20 protein-coding genes are annotated in these 21,735 nt (G+C 69.5%); 8 read left to right on the top strand and 12 right to left on the bottom strand.

Annotated features, from left to right (window positions below):
- The coding region (locus tag ABZ319_RS31190) for a malate synthase G (RefSeq protein WP_354990106.1) at nucleotides 1-1,440 on the bottom strand (1,440 nt) is incomplete at its 3' end.
- Nucleotides 1,441-1,650: 210 nt separating this feature from the next.
- Here ABZ319_RS31190 and ABZ319_RS31195 point away from each other — a divergent pair.
- From ABZ319_RS31195 to ABZ319_RS31215, 5 genes are all read left to right on the top strand, one after another.
- The gene (locus ABZ319_RS31195; protein WP_354990107.1) at nucleotides 1,651-2,397 is read left to right on the top strand and encodes a glucose 1-dehydrogenase; all 747 of its coding nucleotides are present in this window, start codon (nucleotides 1,651-1,653) and stop codon (nucleotides 2,395-2,397) included.
- Nucleotides 2,394-3,029, top strand: a complete 636-nt coding sequence (locus ABZ319_RS31200) for a TetR/AcrR family transcriptional regulator (RefSeq protein ID WP_354990108.1) — start codon at nucleotides 2,394-2,396, stop codon at nucleotides 3,027-3,029. The genes ABZ319_RS31195 and ABZ319_RS31200 overlap by 4 nt, the downstream gene beginning before the upstream one ends.
- 10 nt (nucleotides 3,030-3,039) lie before the next feature.
- Nucleotides 3,040-4,329, top strand: a complete 1,290-nt coding sequence (locus ABZ319_RS31205) for an acyl-CoA dehydrogenase family protein (protein ID WP_354990109.1) — start codon at nucleotides 3,040-3,042, stop codon at nucleotides 4,327-4,329.
- 95 nt (nucleotides 4,330-4,424) lie between these two features.
- Nucleotides 4,425-4,955 (top strand): DM13 domain-containing protein, encoded by a 531-nt coding sequence (locus ABZ319_RS31210; protein ID WP_354990110.1) that lies wholly within the window; start codon nucleotides 4,425-4,427, stop codon nucleotides 4,953-4,955.
- Between the two features lie 214 nt (nucleotides 4,956-5,169).
- On the top strand, nucleotides 5,170-6,186 hold the full coding sequence (locus ABZ319_RS31215) for a S8 family serine peptidase (protein ID WP_354990111.1): 1,017 nt from the start codon (nucleotides 5,170-5,172) through the stop codon (nucleotides 6,184-6,186).
- Between the two features lie 78 nt (nucleotides 6,187-6,264).
- On the opposite strand, the gene ABZ319_RS31220 is transcribed toward ABZ319_RS31215, so the two are convergent.
- The 9 genes from ABZ319_RS31220 to ABZ319_RS31260 form a co-directional block, all read right to left on the bottom strand.
- Entirely contained in the window at nucleotides 6,265-6,891 is a 627-nt protein-coding gene (locus tag ABZ319_RS31220; RefSeq protein WP_354990112.1) for a glyoxalase, read from the bottom strand.
- A 66-nt stretch (nucleotides 6,892-6,957) separates the two neighbouring features.
- Nucleotides 6,958-7,689 (bottom strand): hypothetical protein, encoded by a 732-nt coding sequence (locus tag ABZ319_RS31225; protein WP_354990113.1) that lies wholly within the window; start codon nucleotides 7,687-7,689, stop codon nucleotides 6,958-6,960.
- Between the two features lie 126 nt (nucleotides 7,690-7,815).
- A complete protein-coding gene (locus ABZ319_RS31230; RefSeq protein ID WP_354990114.1) occupies nucleotides 7,816-8,580 on the bottom strand; it encodes an SDR family oxidoreductase in 765 nt (254 codons plus the stop codon).
- Nucleotides 8,581-8,734: 154 nt separating this feature from the next.
- Nucleotides 8,735-9,373 (bottom strand): DUF305 domain-containing protein, encoded by a 639-nt coding sequence (locus tag ABZ319_RS31235; RefSeq protein WP_354990115.1) that lies wholly within the window; start codon nucleotides 9,371-9,373, stop codon nucleotides 8,735-8,737.
- Nucleotides 9,370-10,887: a hypothetical protein gene (locus ABZ319_RS31240; RefSeq protein ID WP_354990116.1), complete on the bottom strand. Its 1,518-nt coding sequence runs from the start codon at nucleotides 10,885-10,887 to the stop codon at nucleotides 9,370-9,372. Before ABZ319_RS31240 ends, ABZ319_RS31235 begins: the two co-directional genes overlap by 4 nt.
- Before the next feature lie 478 nt (nucleotides 10,888-11,365).
- Nucleotides 11,366-12,244: a 3-methyladenine DNA glycosylase gene (locus tag ABZ319_RS31245; protein WP_354990133.1), complete on the bottom strand. Its 879-nt coding sequence runs from the start codon at nucleotides 12,242-12,244 to the stop codon at nucleotides 11,366-11,368.
- Nucleotides 12,245-12,255: 11 nt separating this feature from the next.
- Complete coding sequence (locus ABZ319_RS31250) at nucleotides 12,256-13,320, bottom strand: hemolysin family protein (RefSeq protein ID WP_354990117.1); 1,065 nt, start codon at nucleotides 13,318-13,320, stop codon at nucleotides 12,256-12,258.
- On the bottom strand, nucleotides 13,313-14,689 hold the full coding sequence (locus tag ABZ319_RS31255) for a hemolysin family protein (RefSeq protein ID WP_354990134.1): 1,377 nt from the start codon (nucleotides 14,687-14,689) through the stop codon (nucleotides 13,313-13,315). Before ABZ319_RS31255 ends, ABZ319_RS31250 begins: the two co-directional genes overlap by 8 nt.
- Before the next feature lie 286 nt (nucleotides 14,690-14,975).
- Entirely contained in the window at nucleotides 14,976-15,620 is a 645-nt protein-coding gene (locus ABZ319_RS31260; RefSeq protein WP_354990118.1) for a DUF2867 domain-containing protein, read from the bottom strand.
- A 99-nt stretch (nucleotides 15,621-15,719) separates the two neighbouring features.
- Here ABZ319_RS31260 and ABZ319_RS31265 point away from each other — a divergent pair, with 99 nt between their 5' ends.
- Nucleotides 15,720-16,292 carry a TetR/AcrR family transcriptional regulator gene (locus tag ABZ319_RS31265; RefSeq protein ID WP_354990119.1) on the top strand — a complete coding sequence of 191 codons (573 nt, stop codon included), beginning with the start codon at nucleotides 15,720-15,722 and terminating at the stop codon, nucleotides 16,290-16,292.
- A 111-nt stretch (nucleotides 16,293-16,403) separates the two neighbouring features.
- On the opposite strand, the gene ABZ319_RS31270 is transcribed toward ABZ319_RS31265, so the two are convergent.
- Nucleotides 16,404-17,840 carry a GuaB1 family IMP dehydrogenase-related protein gene (locus tag ABZ319_RS31270; protein WP_354990120.1) on the bottom strand — a complete coding sequence of 479 codons (1,437 nt, stop codon included), beginning with the start codon at nucleotides 17,838-17,840 and terminating at the stop codon, nucleotides 16,404-16,406.
- Nucleotides 17,841-18,088: 248 nt separating this feature from the next.
- On the opposite strand from ABZ319_RS31270, the gene ABZ319_RS31275 reads away from it, so the two are divergent.
- Both ABZ319_RS31275 and ABZ319_RS31280 read left to right on the top strand, forming a co-directional pair.
- Nucleotides 18,089-18,529 carry a nuclear transport factor 2 family protein gene (locus tag ABZ319_RS31275; RefSeq protein ID WP_354990121.1) on the top strand — a complete coding sequence of 147 codons (441 nt, stop codon included), beginning with the start codon at nucleotides 18,089-18,091 and terminating at the stop codon, nucleotides 18,527-18,529.
- A 221-nt stretch (nucleotides 18,530-18,750) separates the two neighbouring features.
- Nucleotides 18,751-19,860 carry a hypothetical protein gene (locus tag ABZ319_RS31280; RefSeq protein WP_354990122.1) on the top strand — a complete coding sequence of 370 codons (1,110 nt, stop codon included), beginning with the start codon at nucleotides 18,751-18,753 and terminating at the stop codon, nucleotides 19,858-19,860.
- 320 nt (nucleotides 19,861-20,180) lie between these two features.
- Here the strand turns inward: ABZ319_RS31280 and ABZ319_RS31285 are convergent, their stop codons facing one another.
- On the bottom strand, nucleotides 20,181-21,704 hold the full coding sequence (locus ABZ319_RS31285) for a DEAD/DEAH box helicase (protein WP_354990123.1): 1,524 nt from the start codon (nucleotides 21,702-21,704) through the stop codon (nucleotides 20,181-20,183).
- Between the last annotated feature and the right edge of the window lie 31 nt (nucleotides 21,705-21,735).

A 21,735-nucleotide genomic window follows, 5' to 3' on the forward strand; every position in this document is an offset into this window, starting at 1 on the left:
GGCGAAGGCCAGGATCGTCTCTCGATTGCGGTAGTTGACGTGGAGCTTGGCGCCGGTGCGGTCGAGGAAGCCGGTGTTGATGAACACCACGCGGTCCGCCGCGGCGTGGATGGAGGCCTTGAGGTTGACCGTGGTGCGGCGCTCCTCGTCCATGATGCCGACCTTGAGGGTGTTGCGCTCCATGCCGAGCACGCCCTCGATGCGGGTGAACAGCTCGTTGGTGAAGGCCACCTCGTCCGGGCCGTGCATCTTCGGCTTCACGATGTACACCGAGCCGGTGCGCGTATTACTCACGCGCGCTTCACCGTTCAGCGCGTGCTTGGCGATGAGCGAGGTGATGAGGCCGTCCATGATGCCCTCGGGGACCTCGTTGCCGGCCGCGTCGATGATCGCGTCGGAGGTCATGAGGTGACCGACGTTGCGCACGAACAGCAGCGAGCGGCCGTGCAGCACCAGCTCCGAACCGTCGAGCGCGGTGTAGACGCGGTCCGGGTTCATGGTGCGGGTGAAGGTCTTGCCGCCCTTGGAGACCTCTTCGGACAGATCGCCCTTCATGAGGCCGAGCCAGTTGGAGTAGCACAGGACCTTGTCCTCGGCGTCGACCGCGGCGACCGAGTCCTCGAAGTCCATGATCGTGGTGACCGCGGACTCCAGCACGACGTCCTTGATGCCCGCGGCGTCGGTGGAGCCGACCGGGGACTCGGGATCGAACTGGATCTCGATGTGCAGGCCGTTGTGCTCGAACAGCAGCGAGGTCGGGGCCTCGGGGTCGCCGAGGTAGCCGACCAGGGTGTCCGCGTAGGCCAGCCCGATGTCGGTGCCGTCCTCGAGGGTGACCTCGAGCTCGCCGTCGACGATGGCGTACTTGCTCGTGCCCAGGTGCGACCCGGTGATCAGCGGCAGCGCGTCGTCGAGGAAGTTACGGGCCCACTCGATGACCTTGTCGCCGCGAACCTTGTTGTAGCCCTTGCCCTTCTCCGCGCCGTTCTCCTCGGAGATGGCGTCGGTGCCGTACAGGGCGTCGTACAGCGAGCCCCACCGCGCGTTCGCCGCGTTGATGGCGAAGCGGGCGTTCATCACCGGGACCACGAGCTGCGGGCCCGCGGTGGTGGCGATTTCGGCGTCCACATTGACCGTGCCGATCTGGAAGTCGGCCGGTTCGGGACGCAGGTAGCCGATCTCGGTGAGGAACTGCTTGTAGGCAGCCTTGTCGTAGCCGGCGCCGGGGTTGGCGCGGTGCCACTCGTCGATCTTGGCCTGGATGTCGTCGCGCTCTGCCAGCAGAGCCCGGTTAACGGGGGCGAGGTCGTTGATCACGGCCTCGGCACCCGACCAGAACGCGGCGGAGTCTACGCCGGTGCCGGGCAGTGCCTCGTTGTTCACGAAATCGTGAAGAACGCGCGCGACCTGGAGTCCGCCGACCTGAATCCGCTCTGTCATCTACTGCCTCGTTTCGAGATAGCCGGTTGAAAGGGTGCAAAAAGTACGCCCGTCATGTTACTCGCGGGTATGGCCGGTGGTGATGGCGCACCTGTTGTAAGCGCGCGTCGGCCGCTCTTGATTCCCCTCGATCCCCTTGATTGTATCGCCCGGTACATTTAATGTACCGGGTAGAACATTTCCCGATTCGGACGTGTGAAGGTGCCAGGTATGGGAAAAGCGTTGTCCGGCAAGGTTATTGTCGTCACCGGCGGCAGTCGCGGGCTGGGCCGGGAGATGGTGCTGGCCTTCGCCGAAGTCGGGGCCGATGTGGTGATCGCCAGCCGCAAGCTCGACGCGTGTGACGCACTCGCCACTTCGGTACGGGAGAAATTCGGACGGCGGGCGCTGCCGGTGGCCTGCAACGTGGGCGAGTGGGGGCAGTGCGAGGCCCTGACCGAGGCCGCGTACGCCGAATTCGGCCGGGTCGACGTGCTGGTGAACAACGCGGGCATGTCGCTGCTGTACCCCAGCCTGGATCAGGTGACCGAGGCCATGTTCGACAAGATCATCGCCACCAATCTGAAAGGCCCGTTCCGGCTCTCGGCGCTGATCGGGGCGCGCATGGCCGCGGCCGGGGGCGGCTCGATCATCAACATCTCCTCCATCGAGGCCGTGCGGCCCGAACCGCTCGCCGTGCCGTACGCGGCGGCCAAGGCGGGGCTGGAGACGCTGAGCGGCGGCCTCGCGCAGACCTACGGCCCGGGCGTTCGCGTCAACACCATTCGCTGCGGCGCGTTCGACACCGATATCGCCAAGGCGTGGCCGCCGGAGATGAAGGAAGAGCTCGGCAGGCACACCGTGCTCGGGCGCATCGGCGCGCCCGCCGACATCATCGGCGCGGCGCTGTTCTTCGCCTCGGACGCCTCGGCCTACTGCACCGGCGCGACGCTGGCCCTCGACGGCGGCATTCGATGACCAGCGCGGTTCCGGCCCGGCGCCGCGGCCGCCCCCCGGCCTCGGAGACCAACCCGGGGGAGACCCGCGAGCGGATCGTGCGAGCGGCCATGGAACTGTTCGCGGAGAAGGGCTTTCATGCCACCAGCGTCGCCGAGATCGGCGATCGGGCGGGCATCCAGCGCGGTGCGCTGTACTACCACATCGGCTCCAAAGAGGAACTGCTGTTCCAGATCCGGCGCGGGTACACCCAGCTGATGCTGGACGCCGCGGTCGCGATCGCCGAGGGCGCGGGCGACCCGCTGGACAAGCTGCGCGCCCTCATCCGCGCCCACGTGCTGCTGATCATCGAACATCAGCACGAGGTCACCATCGCGCTGCGGGACGCGGGCGCGCTGACCGGCGAACGCCAGGCCGATCTGCAGACCCTGCGCGACGGCATCCAGGACAGCTGGCAGCGGGTCTTCGACGACGCGCACGCCGCGGGGCAGGTGCGCACCGGCGATCACGTCGTCACCAACAGCGTGGTGGCCATGCTCAACATGGTCAGCGCCTGGTACCGCCCCGGCGGCGAGCACACCCCCGGCGAGATCGCCGAGATTCTCACCTCCACCATCCTCGACGGTGTCGCGGCACCGGTCGTCAACAAGTGAAAGGCTGACCATGGCTTGGGATTTCGAGACCGATCCGGAGTACCAGAAGAAGCTGGACTGGGTCGCGGAGTTCGTCCGCACCGAGGTCGAACCCCTCGATCTGCTCTACCCCGAACCGTACGACCGCACCAACCCCGAGATCCGGGCGCTGATGAAGCCGCTGCAGGAGACGGTGAAGGAGCAGGGGCTGTGGGCGTGTCACCTGGGCCCCGAACTCGGCGGCCCCGGCTACGGGCAGGTGAAGCTGGCCCTGCTCAACGAGGTCATCGGCACCTCGAAGTGGGCGCCTTTGGTCTTCGGCTGTCAGGCACCCGATTCGGGCAACGCCGAGATCCTCGCGCACTTCGGAACCGAGGCGCAGAAGGCGAAGTACCTGCAGCCGCTGCTCGACGGTGAGATCGGCTCCTGCTACGTCATGACCGAGCCCACCGGCGGCTCGGACCCGACCTCGTTCAAGACCCTGGCGGTGCGCGACGGGGACGACTGGGTCATCAACGGCGAGAAGTGGTTCAACTCCGCCGCCGAATTCGCCTCGTTCCACATCGTCATGGTGGTGACCGATCCCGAGGCCGAACCGCACAAGCGGCTGTCGATGTTCATCGTGCCCGCGGACGCCCCCGGGCTCGAGATCGTGCGCAACTTCACCGTGCCCGGATTCTCGGAAAACGAAGGGCACCTGCGCTTCACCGATGTGCGGGTGCCCTCGGACGCGCTGCTGGGGGCCGAGGGGCTCGGGTTCATCGTGGCCCAGACCCGCCTGGGCGGCGGGCGCGTGCACCATGCCATGCGCACGGTCGCCATGGTGCGCAAGGCCTTTGACATGATGTGCGAGCGCGCGGTGTCGCGGCCCATGCGCAAGGGCGTGCTCGGGGGCCTCCAGATGACGCAGGAGAAGATCGCCGAAGCCTGGATCGAGATGGAGCAGTTCCGGCTGCTCGTGCTGCGCACCGCGTGGCGAATCGACAAGGAACAGGACTATCGCAAGGTGCGGCACGACATCGCCGCCATCAAGGTGGCCATGCCCAAGGTCATGCACGACATCGCCCAGCGCGCGATGCACCTGCACGGCGCCATCGGCGTGAGCACCGATCTGCCGTTCGTGGACATGATGAACTACGCGCAGGTCATGGCCATCGCGGACGGGCCCACCGAGGTCCACAAGATCACCCTGGCCAAGGAGGTTCTCAAGACCTACGTCCCCGGTGATCCGGTGTACCCCAGCGGATATCGGCCCGCGCTGCGCGAGCAGGCCCGCGAACTGGTGGCCCGCCGCCTGGAACACACCGTCGGCAACCTCTGACGAATCGGTGAACGGCCGCCCGCGCGGCTGACGCGCTCCGGCCGCGTCGCGATACTCGATCGGGAGAGCTTTCGCGACGAGGCATCGGAGAAGACATGGCGTGGCTGCGACGGATCGCGCGATCGCGGATCACCTGGGCGCTGGCGGGGGTCGCCGCGGTGGTCGTGGCGGCCGGGGCGATCTACCTGGAGCCGTGGCGGCTGTTCACCAGCACGACCGTCGAGGAGGCCGCTCCGGTGCCGGCCGGGCCGACCACCCCGGGGGTGCCTGCGGCCCGCACGCTGTCGACCGGCACGCTCATCTCGCACGAGCACGGCACCTCCGGCGCCGTCGAGATCATCCAGCTCTCCGACGGCGGGCGCGTCCTGCGCCTGGCTGATCTCGACACCTCCGACGGTCCCGACCTGCACGTGTGGCTGAGCGACGCCCCGGTGCTCCCGGGTCGTGACGGCTGGGGCGTCTTCGACGACGGCGCGTACGTGGACCTGGGAAGTCTGAAGGGCAACAAGGGAAGTCAGAACTACGAGATTCCCGCCGGCGCCGATCTGTCCGCGCTGCGCAGCGTCACGGTGTGGTGTGCTCGCTTCCACGTGTCCTTCGGGGCCGCGGAACTCGTGGCCCGGTGACGCGCCTGCCCGGTGCGTGATGCCCCGGAAAGTGCGGGCTTGTGCCGGGGCTTTAGCACGGAATCTTTTGCGTGGGTGCGGTTTCGGTGAAACCCGTGGTGTCCCAAGTTGGGACACCCGCACGCGTTGCATGTTGTGACCACTGATCGTTTCACTTCATCGGAGACGGGCGCCGTCGGGGACGCCCGCGCCACAGCGAAGGATCCACCGCTCGATGAAGAGATCGTTGTTCACCCTCGGAACACTCGCCTGCGCCATGAGCCTGGTCCTGGCCGCCGGGGGCACGGGTTCGGCGCAGACCCAGGCGAATCCGGGCTGGGGCCTGGACCGGATCGATCAGGCCGCGCTGCCGTTGAACGGCGGTTTCAGCACGACCTCGGACGGAACGGGGGTGAACGTCTACGTCATCGACGGCGGGCTCGACATCACCCATCCGGACTTCGGCGGCCGGGCCTCGATCGTCTGGGACAAGTTCGATCCCACCGGTCTGTCCGGGACGCCGACCGACCATCACGCCACCGTGATGGCGGGTATCGCCGCCGGTGCGGTGTACGGAGTCGCCAAGAACGCCAAGATTCTCGGCGTGAAGACCTACAACACGCCCGACGGGGTGCCCGCGCAGGCCGACCTCATCAGCGCGATCAACTTCGTGAAGAACGACGCGCCGACCCGGGGCCCGTCGGTCGCGGTCATCTCGACCAACTACGTGGACTACGGCCAGACCTCCGCGCTCAAGAACGCGGTCAACGCGCTCGCGAGTTCCGGTGTGTTCGTTGCGGTGTCGGCGGGCAACATCATCGACGGCGACGACGCGGCGTCCTCGAACTGGAACGCCTGCTTCAACACCCCCGCCAGTTCCATCGGTGCGATGGTGGTGGGCGCCAGCGACGACACCGATCACGTGGTGCGGCATTCGAGCTTCACCTCGCCCGGCGGCGGCACCGCCGTGTGGAGCAGCGCGTACGGCGGATGCGTGGACATCTTCGCCCCGGGCCAGTACGTGGCCGCCCCGACCTCCGGCGGTGGCAACGCCCTCGAGGCGGGCACCTCGTTCGCGGCGCCCTACGTGGCGGGCGCGGCGGCACTGTACAAATCCAAGTTCGGGCAGACCGCGTCCGCGACGGTGAAATCCTGGCTGCTGCAACAGGCTTCGTCCGCGATCATCGATCCGCCGCAGTTCTTCGCCTACGGCACCACCCCGAAGAAACTGCTGAACGTCAGCGGGCTCTGACCCGGTCGCGCTGAAATCCCCTGCCGCCCCGCGCTGTCACGGGCGGCAGGGGATCGTCGGGCCGGCGGCAGTCCGGCCTCAGATCGACTCCCAGGCGAAACCGTTCGGATCGGTGAAGGATTCGAATTTGCCGGCCAGTGCCATCCGGTGCGAGCCGGTGCCCTCCGGGGCGACGCCGGCGTCCTTGGCCGCGGCCTTGCGGCCGTACAGGGCCAGTTTCACCGCCGACGGCGCGGACTCGAACTCGACGTACTTGCTGCCGAAGCTCTTGCCGACGGTCAGGCCGCGGTCGACGTAGAACTGTTTGGTGGCCTTGACGTTGTCGACGCCGAACAGCACCACGATGTCGTCGACCTCGCGCGTCGCGGGACCGGTGTCCTTCTTGGCCGAGGTCGCGATCTTCCAGACGGCGCCGTCCGGCGCCGCGACGGTGCCGCCGTACCCCCAGAAGCTCTTCTTCGCGGGCTTGACCACACTCGCGCCCGCGGCCAGCGCGGTGCCGATGAGGCTGTCGACCGTGCCGGGCTGCGACACCACGAGCGAGAGGACGTAGCCGCGGAAACCGGAGGTCGGCGCGTCGGTGGCGCGCACCCGGATTCGGTCGCCGAGGCCGAACGCGGCGGCATAGAACGACTCGGCCGCCGCGGGGTCGCCGGACTCCAGGATGATGGCATCGATAGTGCTCGGAGCTGCGGTGATGTTCATGGGAACCACGCTAATCGCCGCGGTGCGCCCGATGCTTCTCGATTCCTGACCGGTGTGGGGAGCGGGTCAGAGCGAAGGGCGCGGCTCGATCCAGAGGGCCTCGGCGAGGGCACAGAGACTGCCGTCGCGGGTGGAGAGCGCGACACCGACGGTGTACTTGCGGCCCTCCTGCTGGACCGGCCAGGCGTGCGAGATGTAGTCCACGCCCGCGAACATCGGCTCGAACTGGGTGGCGGTCAGGGCGGCGGTGAACGCGCCCAGGCCCATGCGCATGAAGTGGAACGCGGTGATGCCGCCGGGGCAGTCCAGCGCCGACCACACGACCTCGGGCGGCAGCTGACCGGTGCTGTCCGCGAGGCCCGCGTCGGGTGTCCAGGTGGCGGCCATCATGTCGCGGTCGCGCAGGCCCCACGGGAACAGGCGCAGGCCGCGCCCGGGCGGACACGCCGAACCGCAGCCGTAGCAGTCGGTGACCGCGCGCTTGGGGTTGTTGGTGGCGAACCGGGTGACGGCCTCGGCCTCGGCCCAGGTGGGCGCGGGCGGGGCGAACCGGGTGAGCATCGAGGGAGTGGCCTCGACCAGCGGGGTGCCGTCCATGGTGGTGAGCGCGGTGCGCCCGTTCTCGGGCAGCGTCAGCCGGAGTGGGGAGTCGACCGCGACCACCCGGCGGAAATCCACACGCGTGGTGAGGTTTCCGCTCCTTCCGGCCAATACACCCGCGACGTAGCCACCGAAGGCTAGGTCGGGATATCCGTGAATATGAGCCGGAATGGAAAATGTGTCCAGCTGACTGGTCATGCTGTCGGGACCTCCAGTGCCTGAGTCTGTGACCACGTTCGACGATAGCGCCGGACCCGGTAATGGGGGAGAAGACCCAGGTGGGAGTGACCCGTTGCACACGCTCACCCGGCGTGGCGCGGCGACTCAGCCGAACGCCGAACCGCCGCCGTGAACATTCACTTTCTGGCCGCTGATGTACTCGCCGTTCTCGGACACCAGAAAACGGACCATATTGGCGATGTCCTCGGGCCGGCAGACCCGGCCGAACGGGGAACTCTCGTCCAGTGCGCGGATGTCGCCGCCGCCGGTGACGGCCTTGACCAGGCGCCGGCCCATGTCGGTGTCGACCAGGCCCGGCGCGACCACGTTCACGCGGATGCCGTACCGGTTCTCCTCCTGCGCGAGGGTGAACGCCAGCGCCTCCAGTGCCGCTTTGGCCATGTTGTACGGCGCACCGCCCGGCGCGTTCGCGAGCGTGGCGACGCTGGAGATCATGACGATGTCTCCGCGTGCCTGAGTTCGCATGGCGGGCAACACCAGTCGCGAGACGTGATGTGCGCCGAGGGCGTGCGTGGCCAGCACCCGCTGTAGTTCGGCGGGATCGGTGTCGGCGACGAACCGGCCGCGACTGGCGATGCCCGCGTTGTTGACCAGGATGTCGATCCGGCCGAATTCGTCCAGCGCCTGATCCACCATGCGCTCGTCGTCCTCGACCGAGTCCACGCTCGCCTGGATCGCGATCGCTCTGCGCTCCAGCGCGCGCACGGCGGCGACCGTCTCGGCCGCCGCGGCGGCGTCGGCGCGGTAGTTCACCACGACGTCCGTGCCGTCGGCCGCGAGCGCGAGTGCGATGGCCCGCCCGATCCCGCGGCTGCCGCCGGTCACCAGTGCCACACGCGCGTCTGTCATGTGCCCGACATTACGGACGAATCGCTGTCCGGCACCAGGATTCGTCTCGCCATTCCCGCGGGTGGATCAGCGCGGTTCCTGGGCCGTGCGCAGCGCCGAGCGGCCGCCGGGCCCGCGGATGACAGGCGTGCTCCGGCGGCCGATGCCCGCCCGATCAGGACAGCGGCTGGGCGTTGCGCTGGGCCAGCAGCAGGGTCAGCACCCCGGCCTCCTGGGACTGCCCGGTGATCATGGAGCGGGCGGTCTCCTTGACCGGTCCGGAGGCGACGAGGGCGTCCGCGGACTTGGCCATGGCCACCCCGCCCGCGTGGTGGCGCAGCATCAGCTGGATGAACAGGGTCTCGGCGGCCGTGCCCCGGGCGGCCGAGAGCGCGTCCAGTTCGGCCATGGTCGCCATGCCCGGCATGAGGCCGCCCGCACCCGAATGATCGTGCCCGGCGGGCATATCGGCGTCCGGCATCCAGGACATGGGGTGCGGGTTGGTGGGCGAGGCGTTGGCCAGGCGCAGCCAGCCCAGCATGGTGCCGATCTCGGTGCGCTGGGTGTCCTCGATCTGCCGCGCCAGTTGGGTGATCGTGGGATCGACCGCGGCGTCCAGGCGCTGCACCATGAACAGCGCCTGCTGGTGGTGCGCGGTCATGTCCTGGATGAAGCCGATCTCCACCGCATCCAGAACCGCCGGGGCCGAATGGTTCTCGGGGATGATTGCCGGGCGCAGCAGCACGCCCGCGCCGACCAGGAGCAGCGCCAGCGCACCCAGCGCCGCCGCGCGCAGCCCCCGCGCGGGCGTCACGATCCCACCGTCGAGCGCTGGTCGGCGGGCGGGGTGTACACCTCGGGCGCGAGTTCCAGGACCATGAATCCGTTGTCGTTGCAGGTGGTCCAGAGTTGGGAGCCGTGCCATTCCGGCGGCGCGAAGCACCAGTCGGTGGACAGATCGCCGAAGGCGACCATGCCGGTGCGGGCCGAAAGCGCTTGCGCCGGATCGAATTTGCCTTCCAGCAGGGCTCGCGCCACGGCCGGGAATTGCATCGCGGGCAGGCCGATGATCGAGGCCAGCGCGTGCGGGGAGTTCCACAGTTCGAGGTTGCGCCCGGTGCGGGCCGGGGGATTGAAGTAGGCGATCTCCTTGACGGCGAACGGATCTCGCACGTCGAAGACGCGGATTCCGGACTCCTGCCAGCCGCAGGCCAGCGCCGTCGGATTGTCGGGGCGGTCCGCGGCGCAGTAGTGCGGATCGTAGGAGAACACCGAGCCGCCCATGGCCGAGGCCAGCGAGGAGTCCAGGTTCTCGGGCAGGTTGATCTCCAGCTTGATCTTGGACACGACGCGCGGCGCGGTGTCGTCGGCGATGTCGACGAGCTTGACCCCGCCCGCGCCGCCCTCGTCCACGGTGAACAGATAGGGTGCGCCGTCGTAGGTCACCGGAATGCTGTGCTGGGTGGCCCAGCCGTCGGTCCAGAAGGTCCGGCCGAGATGGGGCACCTGCGGATTCGGATCGCGGCGTTGCACGGCGCTGATGTCCAGGACGGTGAATCCACCCAGGGCCGAGATGTACATGCGGTTGCCATCCGGGCTGATGCCGAAGCCGTGCGCCTCGATTCCGGTCAAGCCCTGCCAGATGATGTGCGGGTTGCTCGGGTCGGTCAGATCGACCGCGCTCACCAGGCCGGGCGCGATGCCCGAGGCCCAGTAGGTGCGCCCGTCGGGGGAGAACCCGCCCTCGTGGGTCGTGAGCGGCAGCGGCATGAGCAGATTCGTGCCCGGTCCCGGGTTGAGCAGTCGCGGATGCGCGCAGTCGGAGATGTCGTACACCGACAGGTACCCGGTGCCGATGCCGACCGGAACCGCGGTGCCCACCAAGAGCTTTCGCTCGGTGTTGACCTTGAGTGACTCCCACGTCCCGGCCAGCATGGCCGGTTCGGTGAGGGTCGCGGTCAGCACCGGGTTGGCCGGATCGGAGACGTCCAGGACCTGGACGCCCTGCGCGGGGCCCAGGATGTTGCCCGGGAACAGCGACCCGGTGTACGAGCAGTGCTCGAAGGTCGCCGACGTGATGCCCGCGCCCTTGCCGACGAATCCGCCGACGAACGACAGATTGCACCGGTAACCCTGTGTGCTGCGCCCGCTGTTGCGGTCGGCCGCGGACACATCGCCCTGGATTCCGGTCTCGGGCAGCGCATCCCCTCCGCACTCCGCCCGAGGAACCGCGGTCCGGCCGATATCGAAGAACTGCTGCACCGCGTCGGTGAGATCCGCCTGCGGATTCGCGCCCGCCCCGCTCATCGGCAGGACCGCCGCGCACATGAGCGCCGCCCCCGCCAGTAGTGCGGGCCTGGACCGCCAAACACTCGACAACCGCCCCATCGCGGTGCCCCCGTTCCCTCTGAGCAACTGCCACTGCCGTTATGACCGGGGCCACAGTTTTCGCGGACTGTGGTCACGGTTACAGATCGGACGGTAACCCAAAAACTGACCGACCGGTAGGGAGTCAGCGAAAAATCTTCCCAGACAGCTGAAATCGGGCGCGTCGGGTCATTCGCGGTCGGCCCGATGATCTCCGTGTACCTGGGCAGAGTGCACAGACCAGGCAATACGCGGCCGAGAGTGATCGAAGTCCGGCGTGGATTCCGGCGCGTCGCGGGCGAACTCCGCAACCGGACAGGAAAGTGGACAGCCATCCGGGCGTTGATCTCGGTGAACTGTCTCGGTGGGTCGCTGCGCGGGTGAGATGTGCCGCCCGCGGGTGTCCGCCTCGGGCCCGTCCGGGCCGCGGCTCCCGGTGCTAGGCGGTAGCGGCGAGCAGGGCCGTGCAGGCGCCCAGCAGGCGTTCGCGCAGGGGTGCGGCGCGCGCGGCCAGATCCGCCTGGGCGCGGACGTATTCGGCGCGGCCGGCGGGGGTTTCGATCCGCACCGGGACGTAGTCGTACCCGGACAAGTCGTAGGGGCTCGCCTTCATGTCGAGTTCGCGTGCGGCGCAGGCGAGTTCGAAGCAGTCCAGCAGCAGGTCCGAGTCGATCAGCGGGACCAGCTTGAATCCCCACTTGTAGATGTCCATGTTCGCGTGCAGGCAGCCGGGCTGCTCCCGGTCGACCTGGGTGTCACGGGTCAGGGGCTCGATGTTGAGCGGGATCGCGCCCGGGGTGAAGAACCGGAAGGCGTCGAAGTGCGTGCAGCGCAACTGCATCGACTCCACGACCGCGTCGGTGCCCGCGCGCCCGAGCCGCAGCGGCACCTGCTGATGGCGAATGTCGTCGCTGCGATAGACCATCGCCCATTCGTGCAGGCCGAAGCAGGAGAGCTGCGCGGGCCGGGTGGCCGTCGCGGACAGCAGCCCGGCCACGAATTCCAGGGTGCCCCGGCGCCTGCCGAGGAACGCCGGATCGGCAGTCCAGGCCGCCCCCGAATCCCGCGAAACCCGGTGGTACCCGCGCCATTCCGCGTACTCCGGGGCATCGGCCAGGGCGACGCCGTAGCCGGGATGCCAGCGCCGCAACTGCGCGGGCTTGTGCCCGTAGTAGGTGAACAGAAAATCGATCACCGGGTGTTTCTCCCCGGCGCGCCGGGCGTCGAGGTACGGGCCGATCAGGGCGTCGACCCGGTCCCGGTGCGCCGCGGCGCGCGCCCGCCAGTCGGCGGGCGCGAGCACACGGGAATCGGGCAGGACCGGCACCACTACTCCGCTATGCGATGGGTCGCGTCGCGCACGGTGCCCACGAACTCCTCCACCAGATCCTCGAGGGCGACGATGCCGACGGTGTTGCCGCGACTGTCGACCACGCGACCCTGATGAGAGTTGGTGCGGCGCAGGCGCGCCAGGGCCTCGAACAGGGTGGCCCCGGTGCCGACCGTGGGCAGCGGGCGGATATCGGTGCGCGGGATGGGCGTGGACGGCCCGGCCTTGTCGTCGGCCACCAGGTCCAGCACGTCCTTCACGTGCAGGTAGCCCACCAGCGAACCGTCCGCCGCCCGCACCGGATAGCGCGAGAAGCCGGTCTCGGCCACCGCGTTCTCGATGTCGCCGAGCGTGGTCCCGTCCCCGCGCAGCGGTACCGACCGGGTCTTGGCCAGCGGCACCATGACATCGGCGACGATGCGATCGCTCGAGCCCAGCGCCTGGGTGAGCCGGCGGTGCTCCTCCTCGTCGAGCAGTCCCTCGGAATGGGATTCGCCGAACATCTCGGCCAGTTCGACCGAGGAGACGGTGGCGTCCAATTCGTCCTTGGGCTCGATGCGCAGCGCCCGCAGCGACAGGTTCGCCGCCATGTTGTAGACCGCGATGAGCGGGCGTGCGATGCGCAACCACATCAGATGCATCGGCACCAGCAGCAGCGCCGAGCGTTCGGGCCCGGCCAGCGCGATGTTCTTCGGGATCATCTCGCCCAGCAGGATGTGCAGGATCACCACGATGGTCAGCGCCACCGCGAACGAGATCGGGTGCAGCAGCCCGTCCGGCACGCCGAGCAACCCGAACGGGCCCTCGAGCAGATGCGCCACGGCGGGCTCGCCGACCCGGCCCAGCAGGATCGAACAGATGGTGATGCCCAGCTGCGCCGCGGCCAGCATCATGGACAGGTTCTGCGCGGCTTCGATCACCGTGTTGGCGCTGCGCTTGCCCTGTGCGGCAAGCGCTTCCAGGCGATCGCGGCGCGCGGAGATCAGGGCGAACTCGGCGGCCACGAAGAACGCGTTGCCCAGCAGCAGCCCGAAGGTCAGCACGACGGCGGTCAGATCACCCATGGTCGTGCTCCCACTTCGCCAGTTCCTCGGCATCGATCGGGCGCAGCAGCACCCGGTCGATGCGCCGGCCGTCCATGCGCTCCACCTTGGCGAGCCAGCCGCCGTGGGTGTGCGGATCCAGGGCGTGGCCGTTCCCGGGTTGCGGCAGCAGCACCTCGTCGCCCTCGACCGGGATGCGGCCCAGCCTGGTCAGCACCAGGCCGCCCACGGTCTCGTATTCCCCTTCGGGAGCGTCGTATCCGGTCGTGCGGGAGACCTCGTCGACGCGCAGCAGGCCCGAGCAGTCCCAGCCGAGTGAGGTGCGGCGGACGTCGAGTTCTTCCTCGTCGTGCTCGTCGCGGACATCGCCCAGGATTTCCTCGATGATGTCCTCCATGGTGACGATGCCGGCGGTGCCGCCGTACTCGTCCACCACCAGGGCCACCTGCATGCCGTCGCGCCGGACGCGCTCGAGCACCTCGTCGCCGTCCAGGCTCGCGGGCACGATGGGCACCGGCTGGGCGATGTCGCGCAGTTTCACCGTGCGCCGCGCCGAGATGGGGTGCAGGAACGCCTGTTTGACGTGCACCACGCCGAGCGTGTTGTCGAGGTCGCCGTCGATCACCGGGAAACGCGAATATCCGGTGCTCGCGGCGATATCGATGAGATCGGCGACGGTGTCGTCCAGATCCAGCGACTCGATCTTCACGCGCGGGGTCATGAGTTCCTCGGCGCTGCGGTCGCCGAACTGCAGCGACCGATCCACCACCTGCGCGGTGCGCTGATCGAGCGCGCCGTGCAGGGCCGAGGTGCGCACCAGCGAGCCGAGTTCCTGCGGGGAACGCGCCGAACGCAATTCCTCCGCCGGTTCGATGCCCATCCGGCGCACCGCCCAGTTCGCCGTGCCGTTGAGGAAATTGATCATCCAGCGGAAGACCGTGGAGAACCAGATCATCGGGCCGGCGGTCCACCGGGCGGTGGCCAGCGGTGCGGCGATGGCGATGTTCTTGGGCACCAGTTCGCCGTAGATCATGGACAGCGAGGTGGCCAGCACCAGCGCCAGGACCAGCGAAATGGTATGCGCGGGAGCGTCATCCACCCCGAGCGCCTCGAAGACCGGCTCCAGGATGCGGGCCAGCACGGGTTCGGCGATATAGCCGGTGATCAGGGTGGTGATGGTGATGCCCAGCTGTGCTCCGGAGAGCTGGAACGACAGGGTGCGATGGGCCCGGCGAACCTGCCGGGCGCGCCGGTCGCCGTCGCGGGCGTGCGACTCGACGGTGCTGCGCTCCAGGGCGGTGAGTGAGAATTCCGCGGCTACGAACAAAGCGGTGCCTGCGGTCAATGCGATGAAACCGATCAGCATCAGAACGGTGAGCAGGGCCGACACGGTCAGCACCACCCGGCTGTCCGGGACGCTGGTGAGTCGATGGCGCCGGGTTTGTCACCCGGCTCGGTAGAGGAGCCCTCCTGAACGGCGCCCTCGGACGCGGGTGACAACTGGTTCCTTTCGCATGGGGTGGACCGTGACAGGTCGTCACGGCCCGGCCTCGTCATGCTACCGGCAGGTCCGCGCGCGGTGAGCACGGCCTGCCGGGGTCACGGATTTCTTTACGTGTGCGAAACGATCGGCCCGGGTCGCGGTGCGCGGCGCGGCGCGCGGACGCGATCGGCGCTCATCGCCCGGGCGCGGCGAGCGTGGACCGCTCGCGCCAGGCGCGCTCCCACTGCCGGGTCATCGCGGGATAGACGATGAGGTAGCGGAACGGCAGGATCGCGGCCATGTACAGCCGTCCGAACCGGCCGTTGGGTTTGACCAGGGCGGCCATGCGCAGTTCGTAGTCGCCGGTCCCGCCGCGGACCCAGCCCAGGTGGCAGACCGCGTGCACGGTGGCGTTGGCCAGTTCCATGGCGCTCTCGTTCGGCAGCTCGTAGAGCTCGACCATGGGCAGATCGCCGGGCTCCGGGGCGATCGGGGTGGCGGGCACATCCGCGGGCAGGCGCTCGCGCAGGGACGGAACCCGTTTCGCCACACCCTTTTCCGGGTCGTCCCAGCCCAGCAGGGCGCCCAGTTTCCAGCGCACCGCGAACAGGAGGCGGGTGGGCAGGGACCGTTCGCCGGGTGCGTCGGCGGCCCGCAGCGCGGCGAGCATCACGGGGAAGTCGTCCGGCCCGGCCCCGGGCGTGCGGAAGGCCCACACGTCCTCGAGCTCGAAGTCGGGCGCGATCTCGTGAATGCGCCACGGGCGTGCGGTGTGCTCGGAGTCGGGAAGTCGTCTGGACGCGGTCGGCAGCAGCGCGCCGATGGAACCGAATGCCATAACTTTGCCCCTCTATGGGTTATACGGTGGCGTATAACTTGAGGCTAGACCCGTTATACGCATCCGTACAATAGGTAATCGAGCGAGGTGGAACACACGATGGGAGCGTTGCGCACACCCCGCGAGACGTGGGTCGAGTCCGGGCTGGCGGTGCTCGCCGAGAGCGGCGTGGACGCCGTCCGGGTCGAGGCGCTGGCGAAGTCGCTCGGGGTGACCAAGGGCGGGTTCTACCGCTGGTTCGCCGACCGTGCCGCGCTGCTGGACGCCATGCTCGATGTCTGGGAACGCGAAAGCACCGTCGACGTTCTCGACCGCGTCGCCCGCGAATGCGACAACCCCCTGGACCGGGCGCGCCTGGCCGGGCGCCTGACCTTCTCCGGCGACCGCCTGCTGCCCATCGACCTCGCGGTGCGCGACTGGGCCCGGCGCGATCGCGCCGTCGCCGAACGCCTGCGGCGCGTGGACAATCAGCGCATGCAGCTGCTGCGCGACGCGATCGGCACGGTGTGCTCGGATCCCGCCGAGGTCGAGGCCCGCAGTCTGCTCGCCTTCTGCGCCGCGATCGGCAGCCACTTCCTCGCCGCGGATCATCCGGGCAGCACGCGGCTGGAAGTCATTGCGCGAGCGGGAGATCTGCTGCTGAGCCCGGAGCCCGGCGGCCGCGCCCCGTAGCCTCCGCGCGTCGATCGCACCGTGGCCTCGAACCAGCGGCGGGTCGAAACAGCGAAACCCGGCGGGAGCCGAGGCTTCCCGCCGGGTTCGGCAGCGTGTGTCAGGCGGTGATCACCAGCCGGACGGCAGCGGGCGGCCTTCGGCGAAGCCCGCGGCGGACTGCACGCCCAGCACGGCCTTGTCGTGGAAGTCGCCGATGCTGCGCGCGCCCGCGTAGGTGCACGAGCTGCGCACGCCGGAGGTGATGTGGTCGATCAGATCCTCCACGCCCGGGCGCTCGGGATCCAGGCGCATGCGCGAGCTGGAGATGCCCTCCTCGAACAGTGCCTTGCGGGCCCGGTCGAAGGCCGAATCGGTGGCGGTGCGGGCCGCGACCGCCCGCTTGGAGGCCATGCCGAAGCTCTCCTTGTAGCGATTGCCGTCGCGATCGATGCGCATGTCGCCGGGCGACTCGTAGGTGCCCGCGAACCAGGAGCCGATCATGACGTTGGCCGCGCCGGCCGCCAGGGCCAGCGACACGTCGCGCGGATGCCGCACGCCGCCGTCCGCCCAGACGTGCTTGCCGAATTCCTTTGCCGCGGCCGCGCATTCGGCCACCGCGGAGAACTGCGGACGGCCGACACCGGTCATCATGCGGGTGGTGCACATGGCGCCGGGGCCGACGCCGACCTTGATGATGTCCGCGCCCGCCTCGATGAGGTCGCGGGTGCCGGCGGCCGAGACCACGTTGCCCGCCACCAGCGGCACGCCCAGATCCAGCGCGGCCACCGAGGCCAGCGCCTCGAGCATCTTCTGCTGGTGACCGTGCGCGGTGTCCATGACCAGCACGTCCGCGCCCGCGTCCACCAGGGCCTTGGCCTTGGCGGGCACGTCGCCGTTGATGCCGACCGCCGCGGCGATGCGCAGGCGGCCCTCGGCGTCGACCGCGGGCTGGTAGATGCCCGCGCGCACGGTGCCGGTGCGGGTCATCACGCCCGCGAGGGTGCCGTCGGGGTTGACCAGCACCGCGAGGTTGGAATGGCTCGCGTCGAGCAGGCCGAAGACTTCGCGCGGGGAGGTGTCGGCGGGCGCGCTGACGAAGTTGGTGTCCGCGACGGTGCTGAGCCGGGCGAAGCGATCCACGTCGCTGCACGCCTGCTCGGTGACCACGCCCACCGGGCGGCCGTTCTCGACGATGACCACCGCGCCGTGCGCGCGCTTGTGGATCAGGGCGAGCGCGTCGGACACCGAACCCTCGGGGTCCAGGACGACCGGGGTGTCGGCGGTGAGCGAACGGCTCTTCACGAAGGCGATGGTGTCGGCGGCGGCCTGGATCGGAAGATCCTGCGGCAGAACCACGATGCCGCCGCGGCGGGCGACGGTCTCGGCCATGCGGCGGCCGGCGACGGCGGTCATGTTCGCGACCACGAGCGGAATGGTCGTGCCGGTCCCGTCGCTGCTGGACAGGTCGACATCGAATCGGGACGCCACGTCCGTGCGATTCGGGACGAGAAAGACATCGTCGTAGGTCAGATCGTAGGGCGGATTCTGCCCGGGAAGGAACTGCACGGTTGTAGCCGCCTCATGGTTCGACGTTGGTTTCGTGTATTCCATGCTTCGGTGGCAGGTATATGGCACGAACGCGGGGCGGATGTCCGGAGAGACCCGTCGCGCGCTACCTGATGTCACGCATGCAGCAGGCCAGTGTAGTCGGCGCGGGGGACAGGGTGTGTCGGCGGGCTGCTGCGAGTGTGCCAGGTCTCAGTGCGTCGCAAATGCGGTTGTCGCCCGATTCGGGGTGCCCTAGGTTCGCGATGGTGACCGATCTTCAGGCGCTGGCCGACCGGCTCGAAGTCAGCGACATCATCACCAAGCTCTTCGTCTGGTGCGATCAGGGCCGGTGGGCCGAGTTGGCCGATTCGGTGCTCGCCGAGCAGGTGTTCTTCGACAGCGGTTTCGGCGGGGACGCCGAAACCCGCACCGCCGCTTCGATCGTGGACGACTGGGCGCAGGCCCTGGGCCCGCTGGACGCGGTGCACCACCAGGCGGGTAATCACCTGGTGGAGATCACCGGCGATACCGCCGTCGCGCACGCGGACGCCATCGCCGTGCATCTGAAGAACGATGCGGCACAGGGCAAGACGCGCTGGTTCGTGGGCAGTTACGTGCTCGGTCTGCGGCGTTCGCCCGCGGGCTGGCGGATCGACCGGTTCGAATACCGGCTCAAGCTGATCGACGGGAACGCAGACCTGCTCTGAGATAATTGCCAAATATTTGCCCAGGTCGGGAAGTGGTGCCGCGGCACACTTACGCCGACACGAATTGCCGGTGTGTCGCCTGCGGACTGATGTCCGTGTCGTCCGGACTGGACGATTTCGGGCGGTCCCGGCGGGGGAGATTTCGTGAGGATTCGGTGAAAATCCGCGCGCGGCAGCACTATTCGTTCGAGAGTCCGGACGGATCGGTGCAGACTGCCTCCATGGGAGAGGAATCGCCCGAAACGGGCGGATCGGCCGTGGCGGTGCTGCCCGGCCGGGGGACACGTTCACGGGCCCGGTGGCCGGGCATCGGCCCCACCGGCTTCGCGGTTGCTTTCGGCACCGCCGCCGTCATCGAGATATTCGCACTGCTGGCCGTCGCCGCCCCGCTGTGGCTCATCGCGCTCGCCCCGGTGGCGCTGCTCGGCGCGCCCGCCCGCCGGCTACGGCGTATCGGCCTGGGCGCCGCGATCGGCTGGGCGAGCGTACCGGCCGGGCTGCTCGCCGGACCCGTCCTGCTGGCGCTCGGCATCGTCCGCGGCTGGCGCAGACTGCGCGGCCGCTCCGGGGAGCCGGAGCGAGAACCGTTGGACCCGTGGGCCGTCGCCGCCCTGGGGATGTCGGTGGCCTGGTCGTTCCTGTTCGTGTTCACCTGGCGGATCATCGAGCCCACCATCTCGTTCGTGCCCGGCTCGAGCGAGCTGTCCTCCCGGGACAAGGCGATCATCCTGACCGGCGTCGTGCTGATCTTCGTGGTGACGGTCGTGCTCGTCGTCCTGATGGTCCTGCTCGCGCTGCCCCTGGTCGTGTTCACCAAGCTGACCGACTCGGCGGGACCGCACGGCCGCGACGACCTGCGCGCGCTGGTGCGCGGTTCGGCCCTCGCCCTGCTCGCCGGCACCCTGCTCACCCCGGCCGCCTGGCGCGTTGTCGACGACACCCTGTCCGGCCCCGCGGCCCGCGATCCCCGCGACGATCGCCTGGCCGCGATCGGCCTGCGCATCCCCGCCGACTATCGCTTCACCGGACATGACAACTGGTGCAGCGGCTTTCAGGATCCGGTCTGCTACGACACCTACCGCTACACCGCGTCCCCCGGCAGCTTCGCGGTGTACGAGCAACTGTTCCAACCGGATTCGCCCCTGGCCGGAGCGTTCCTGCCGTTGAGCCGAACCTCCTGCGCGGAGGTCCGCCGCACCTCGGACATCGACTGCGACCCGGCCGACACCGTGCTGCGCGGGGTCGACGGCCGCCTGCGCATCACCGTGCGCGGCGCCGCGACGGAGACGACCCTGACCGTGACGCTGTCGGACCAGCGCCTGGCGAACTGACCCGGGAGCGGCCCCGCCGGTCGAGAGACGGCGAGCGGGAACGGCGGCGCGACACGGTCTCGGTCGCTCGGCTCACCACCCTTGCGAGGCGGCCGTCGAATACCGGCAGGCGGTGCAGACAGTCGGCGCTGTCGGGCTGGGCGGCGACGCGGCGGATGCCGTCGTTGGTGGAGCGGGTGGTGGCGGTGGTGTGGAACCCCACCGGGATCGTGCGTGTCCGCTGGCCCCGGGCGCCGCCGGGCGCGCGGCGGCGAAGGGCGCTCGCGCGGATTCCGGCGAGACCGGCCCGAACGCGCCCCCGGCTCGGGGCCGGACGGCCCTCAGCGTGCGGTCTTGCCCTTGGGCTTTCGCTTCTTCGTGTGCGCACGGCCGCCCGTGCGCGGGTCGATGCGGTGCCGGGGGCGCTTCTCCTCGACCGGCTCGGGGGCCGCGGCGGGCGCGCCGGTCGGGGCCGCGAGTGGACGGCCCGACGGGCGGCGGGCGCCGGTGATCTCGGTGAGGCGGCGGTCGCCCAGGCGGATGTCCACGTCGGTGAGGGAGACGCCCGCGCGCCGGGCCAGGTCGAGGGCCTCGTCCTTCTCGTCCGGGGTGACGACGGTGACCACGGTGCCGGTAGCGCCCGCGCGGCCGGTGCGGCCGGTGCGGTGCAGATAATCCTTGGGGTCGGCGGGGGGATCCACGTGCACGACCAGGGAGACGTCGTCGATGTGGATGCCGCGCGCGGCGATGTCGGTGGCGACCAGGACCGGCCAGGTGCCATCGGCGAAGGCGGCCAGGGTCCGGGTGCGATGGTTCTGCGCCTTGCCGCCGTGCAGCGCTGCCGCGCGCACGCCGACCTCGCGCAGCCGGCGGGCCAGCTTGTCCGCGCCGTGCTGGGTGCGCACGAACAGCAGCGTGCGGCCCGCGCGGGCGGCGATATCGGTGACCACCACCCGTTTGTCGGCGCGGCGCACGTGCAGGGCGTAGTGCTCGATATCGGGAAGTGCCGATCCTGCTTCGGCATTGGCCGCGCCCATGACCGAAGTCGTTCCGTCCGCATCAGTTTCGGCCGCGCTGTCAGCGGTCGTGCCCGGACTCGTCGCGGAATGATCCGCCACCGCGGCCGCGGCCGCCGGATTCGCCGCGGTGGCCCGGGACTTCGCCCCGGCCACCGCCGGATTCGCCGCCGTGGACCCCGAATTCGGCGCGGTACCCGCGCCGGGCGCGGCAGTGACCGAATGCGCGATGGGATCGGTCAGGTATTTGCGCACCAGCGCGTCGATGGCCTCGTCGAGCGTGGCCGAGAACAGCAGCTTGCGCGCGTCCTTCGGAATTCGGTTGAGCACTGCGGTGAGCTGCGGCAGGAACCCGAGTTCGGCCATGTGGTCCGCCTCGTCCACGGTGACGATCTCCACCGCCGACAGATCCACGGCCTTGCGCCCGATCAGGTCGGTGAGCCGCCCCGGCGTGGCGATGAGCAGATCCACTCCGCGCCCCAGCCGCTGCTCCTGCGCCTTGATGGCGAGCCCGCCGACCGCGCTGGCGATCCGGATGCCGACCGACAGTGAGGGCTCGTCGAGCGCCCGCTCGATCTGCAACGCCAGTTCCCGGGTCGGGGCCAGGATGAGCCCGCGCGGGCGTCGGGGCGCGGTGGGCGCGCCGGAGAGCCGGACCAGCATGGGCAGCCCGAACGCCAGGGTCTTGCCCGAACCCGTTGCGGCCTTTCCCAGCACGTCGTGACCGGCCAGAATGTCCGGGATCACCGCCGCCTGGATGGGGAACGGCGCGTCGATGCCGTTGCGGCGCAGGGCCTGAACGAGCACGGGCGGCAGACCGAGGTCGGCGAAGCGTTGCTTTCCCGACACCGGGGCAGCCTCCTGAGGTAGTGGTGCCCCG

Origin of the sequence: Nocardia sp. NPDC005978 (assembly GCF_040614455.1) — a bacterium.
Taxonomy (GTDB): Bacteria; Actinomycetota; Actinomycetes; order Mycobacteriales; family Mycobacteriaceae; genus Nocardia.

Bases quoted from the DNA above. Each gene is read 5' to 3' on its own strand.
- ABZ319_RS31195 (WP_354990107.1), top strand. From the start codon at position 1,651: ATGGGAAAAGCGTTGTCCGGCAAGGTTATTGTCGTCACCGGCGGCAGT.
- ABZ319_RS31200 (WP_354990108.1), top strand. From the start codon at position 2,394: ATGACCAGCGCGGTTCCGGCCCGGCGCCGCGGCCGCCCCCCGGCCTCG.
- ABZ319_RS31205 (WP_354990109.1), top strand. From the start codon at position 3,040: ATGGCTTGGGATTTCGAGACCGATCCGGAGTACCAGAAGAAGCTGGAC.
- ABZ319_RS31210 (WP_354990110.1), top strand. From the start codon at position 4,425: ATGGCGTGGCTGCGACGGATCGCGCGATCGCGGATCACCTGGGCGCTG.
- ABZ319_RS31215 (WP_354990111.1), top strand. From the start codon at position 5,170: ATGAAGAGATCGTTGTTCACCCTCGGAACACTCGCCTGCGCCATGAGC.
- ABZ319_RS31220 (WP_354990112.1), bottom strand. From the start codon at position 6,891: ATGAACATCACCGCAGCTCCGAGCACTATCGATGCCATCATCCTGGAG.
- ABZ319_RS31225 (WP_354990113.1), bottom strand. From the start codon at position 7,689: ATGACCAGTCAGCTGGACACATTTTCCATTCCGGCTCATATTCACGGA.
- ABZ319_RS31230 (WP_354990114.1), bottom strand. From the start codon at position 8,580: ATGACAGACGCGCGTGTGGCACTGGTGACCGGCGGCAGCCGCGGGATC.
- ABZ319_RS31240 (WP_354990116.1), bottom strand. From the start codon at position 10,887: ATGTGCGCGGCGGTCCTGCCGATGAGCGGGGCGGGCGCGAATCCGCAG.
- ABZ319_RS31250 (WP_354990117.1), bottom strand. From the start codon at position 13,320: ATGGGTGATCTGACCGCCGTCGTGCTGACCTTCGGGCTGCTGCTGGGC.
- ABZ319_RS31260 (WP_354990118.1), bottom strand. From the start codon at position 15,620: ATGGCATTCGGTTCCATCGGCGCGCTGCTGCCGACCGCGTCCAGACGA.
- ABZ319_RS31265 (WP_354990119.1), top strand. From the start codon at position 15,720: ATGGGAGCGTTGCGCACACCCCGCGAGACGTGGGTCGAGTCCGGGCTG.
- ABZ319_RS31280 (WP_354990122.1), top strand. From the start codon at position 18,751: ATGGGAGAGGAATCGCCCGAAACGGGCGGATCGGCCGTGGCGGTGCTG.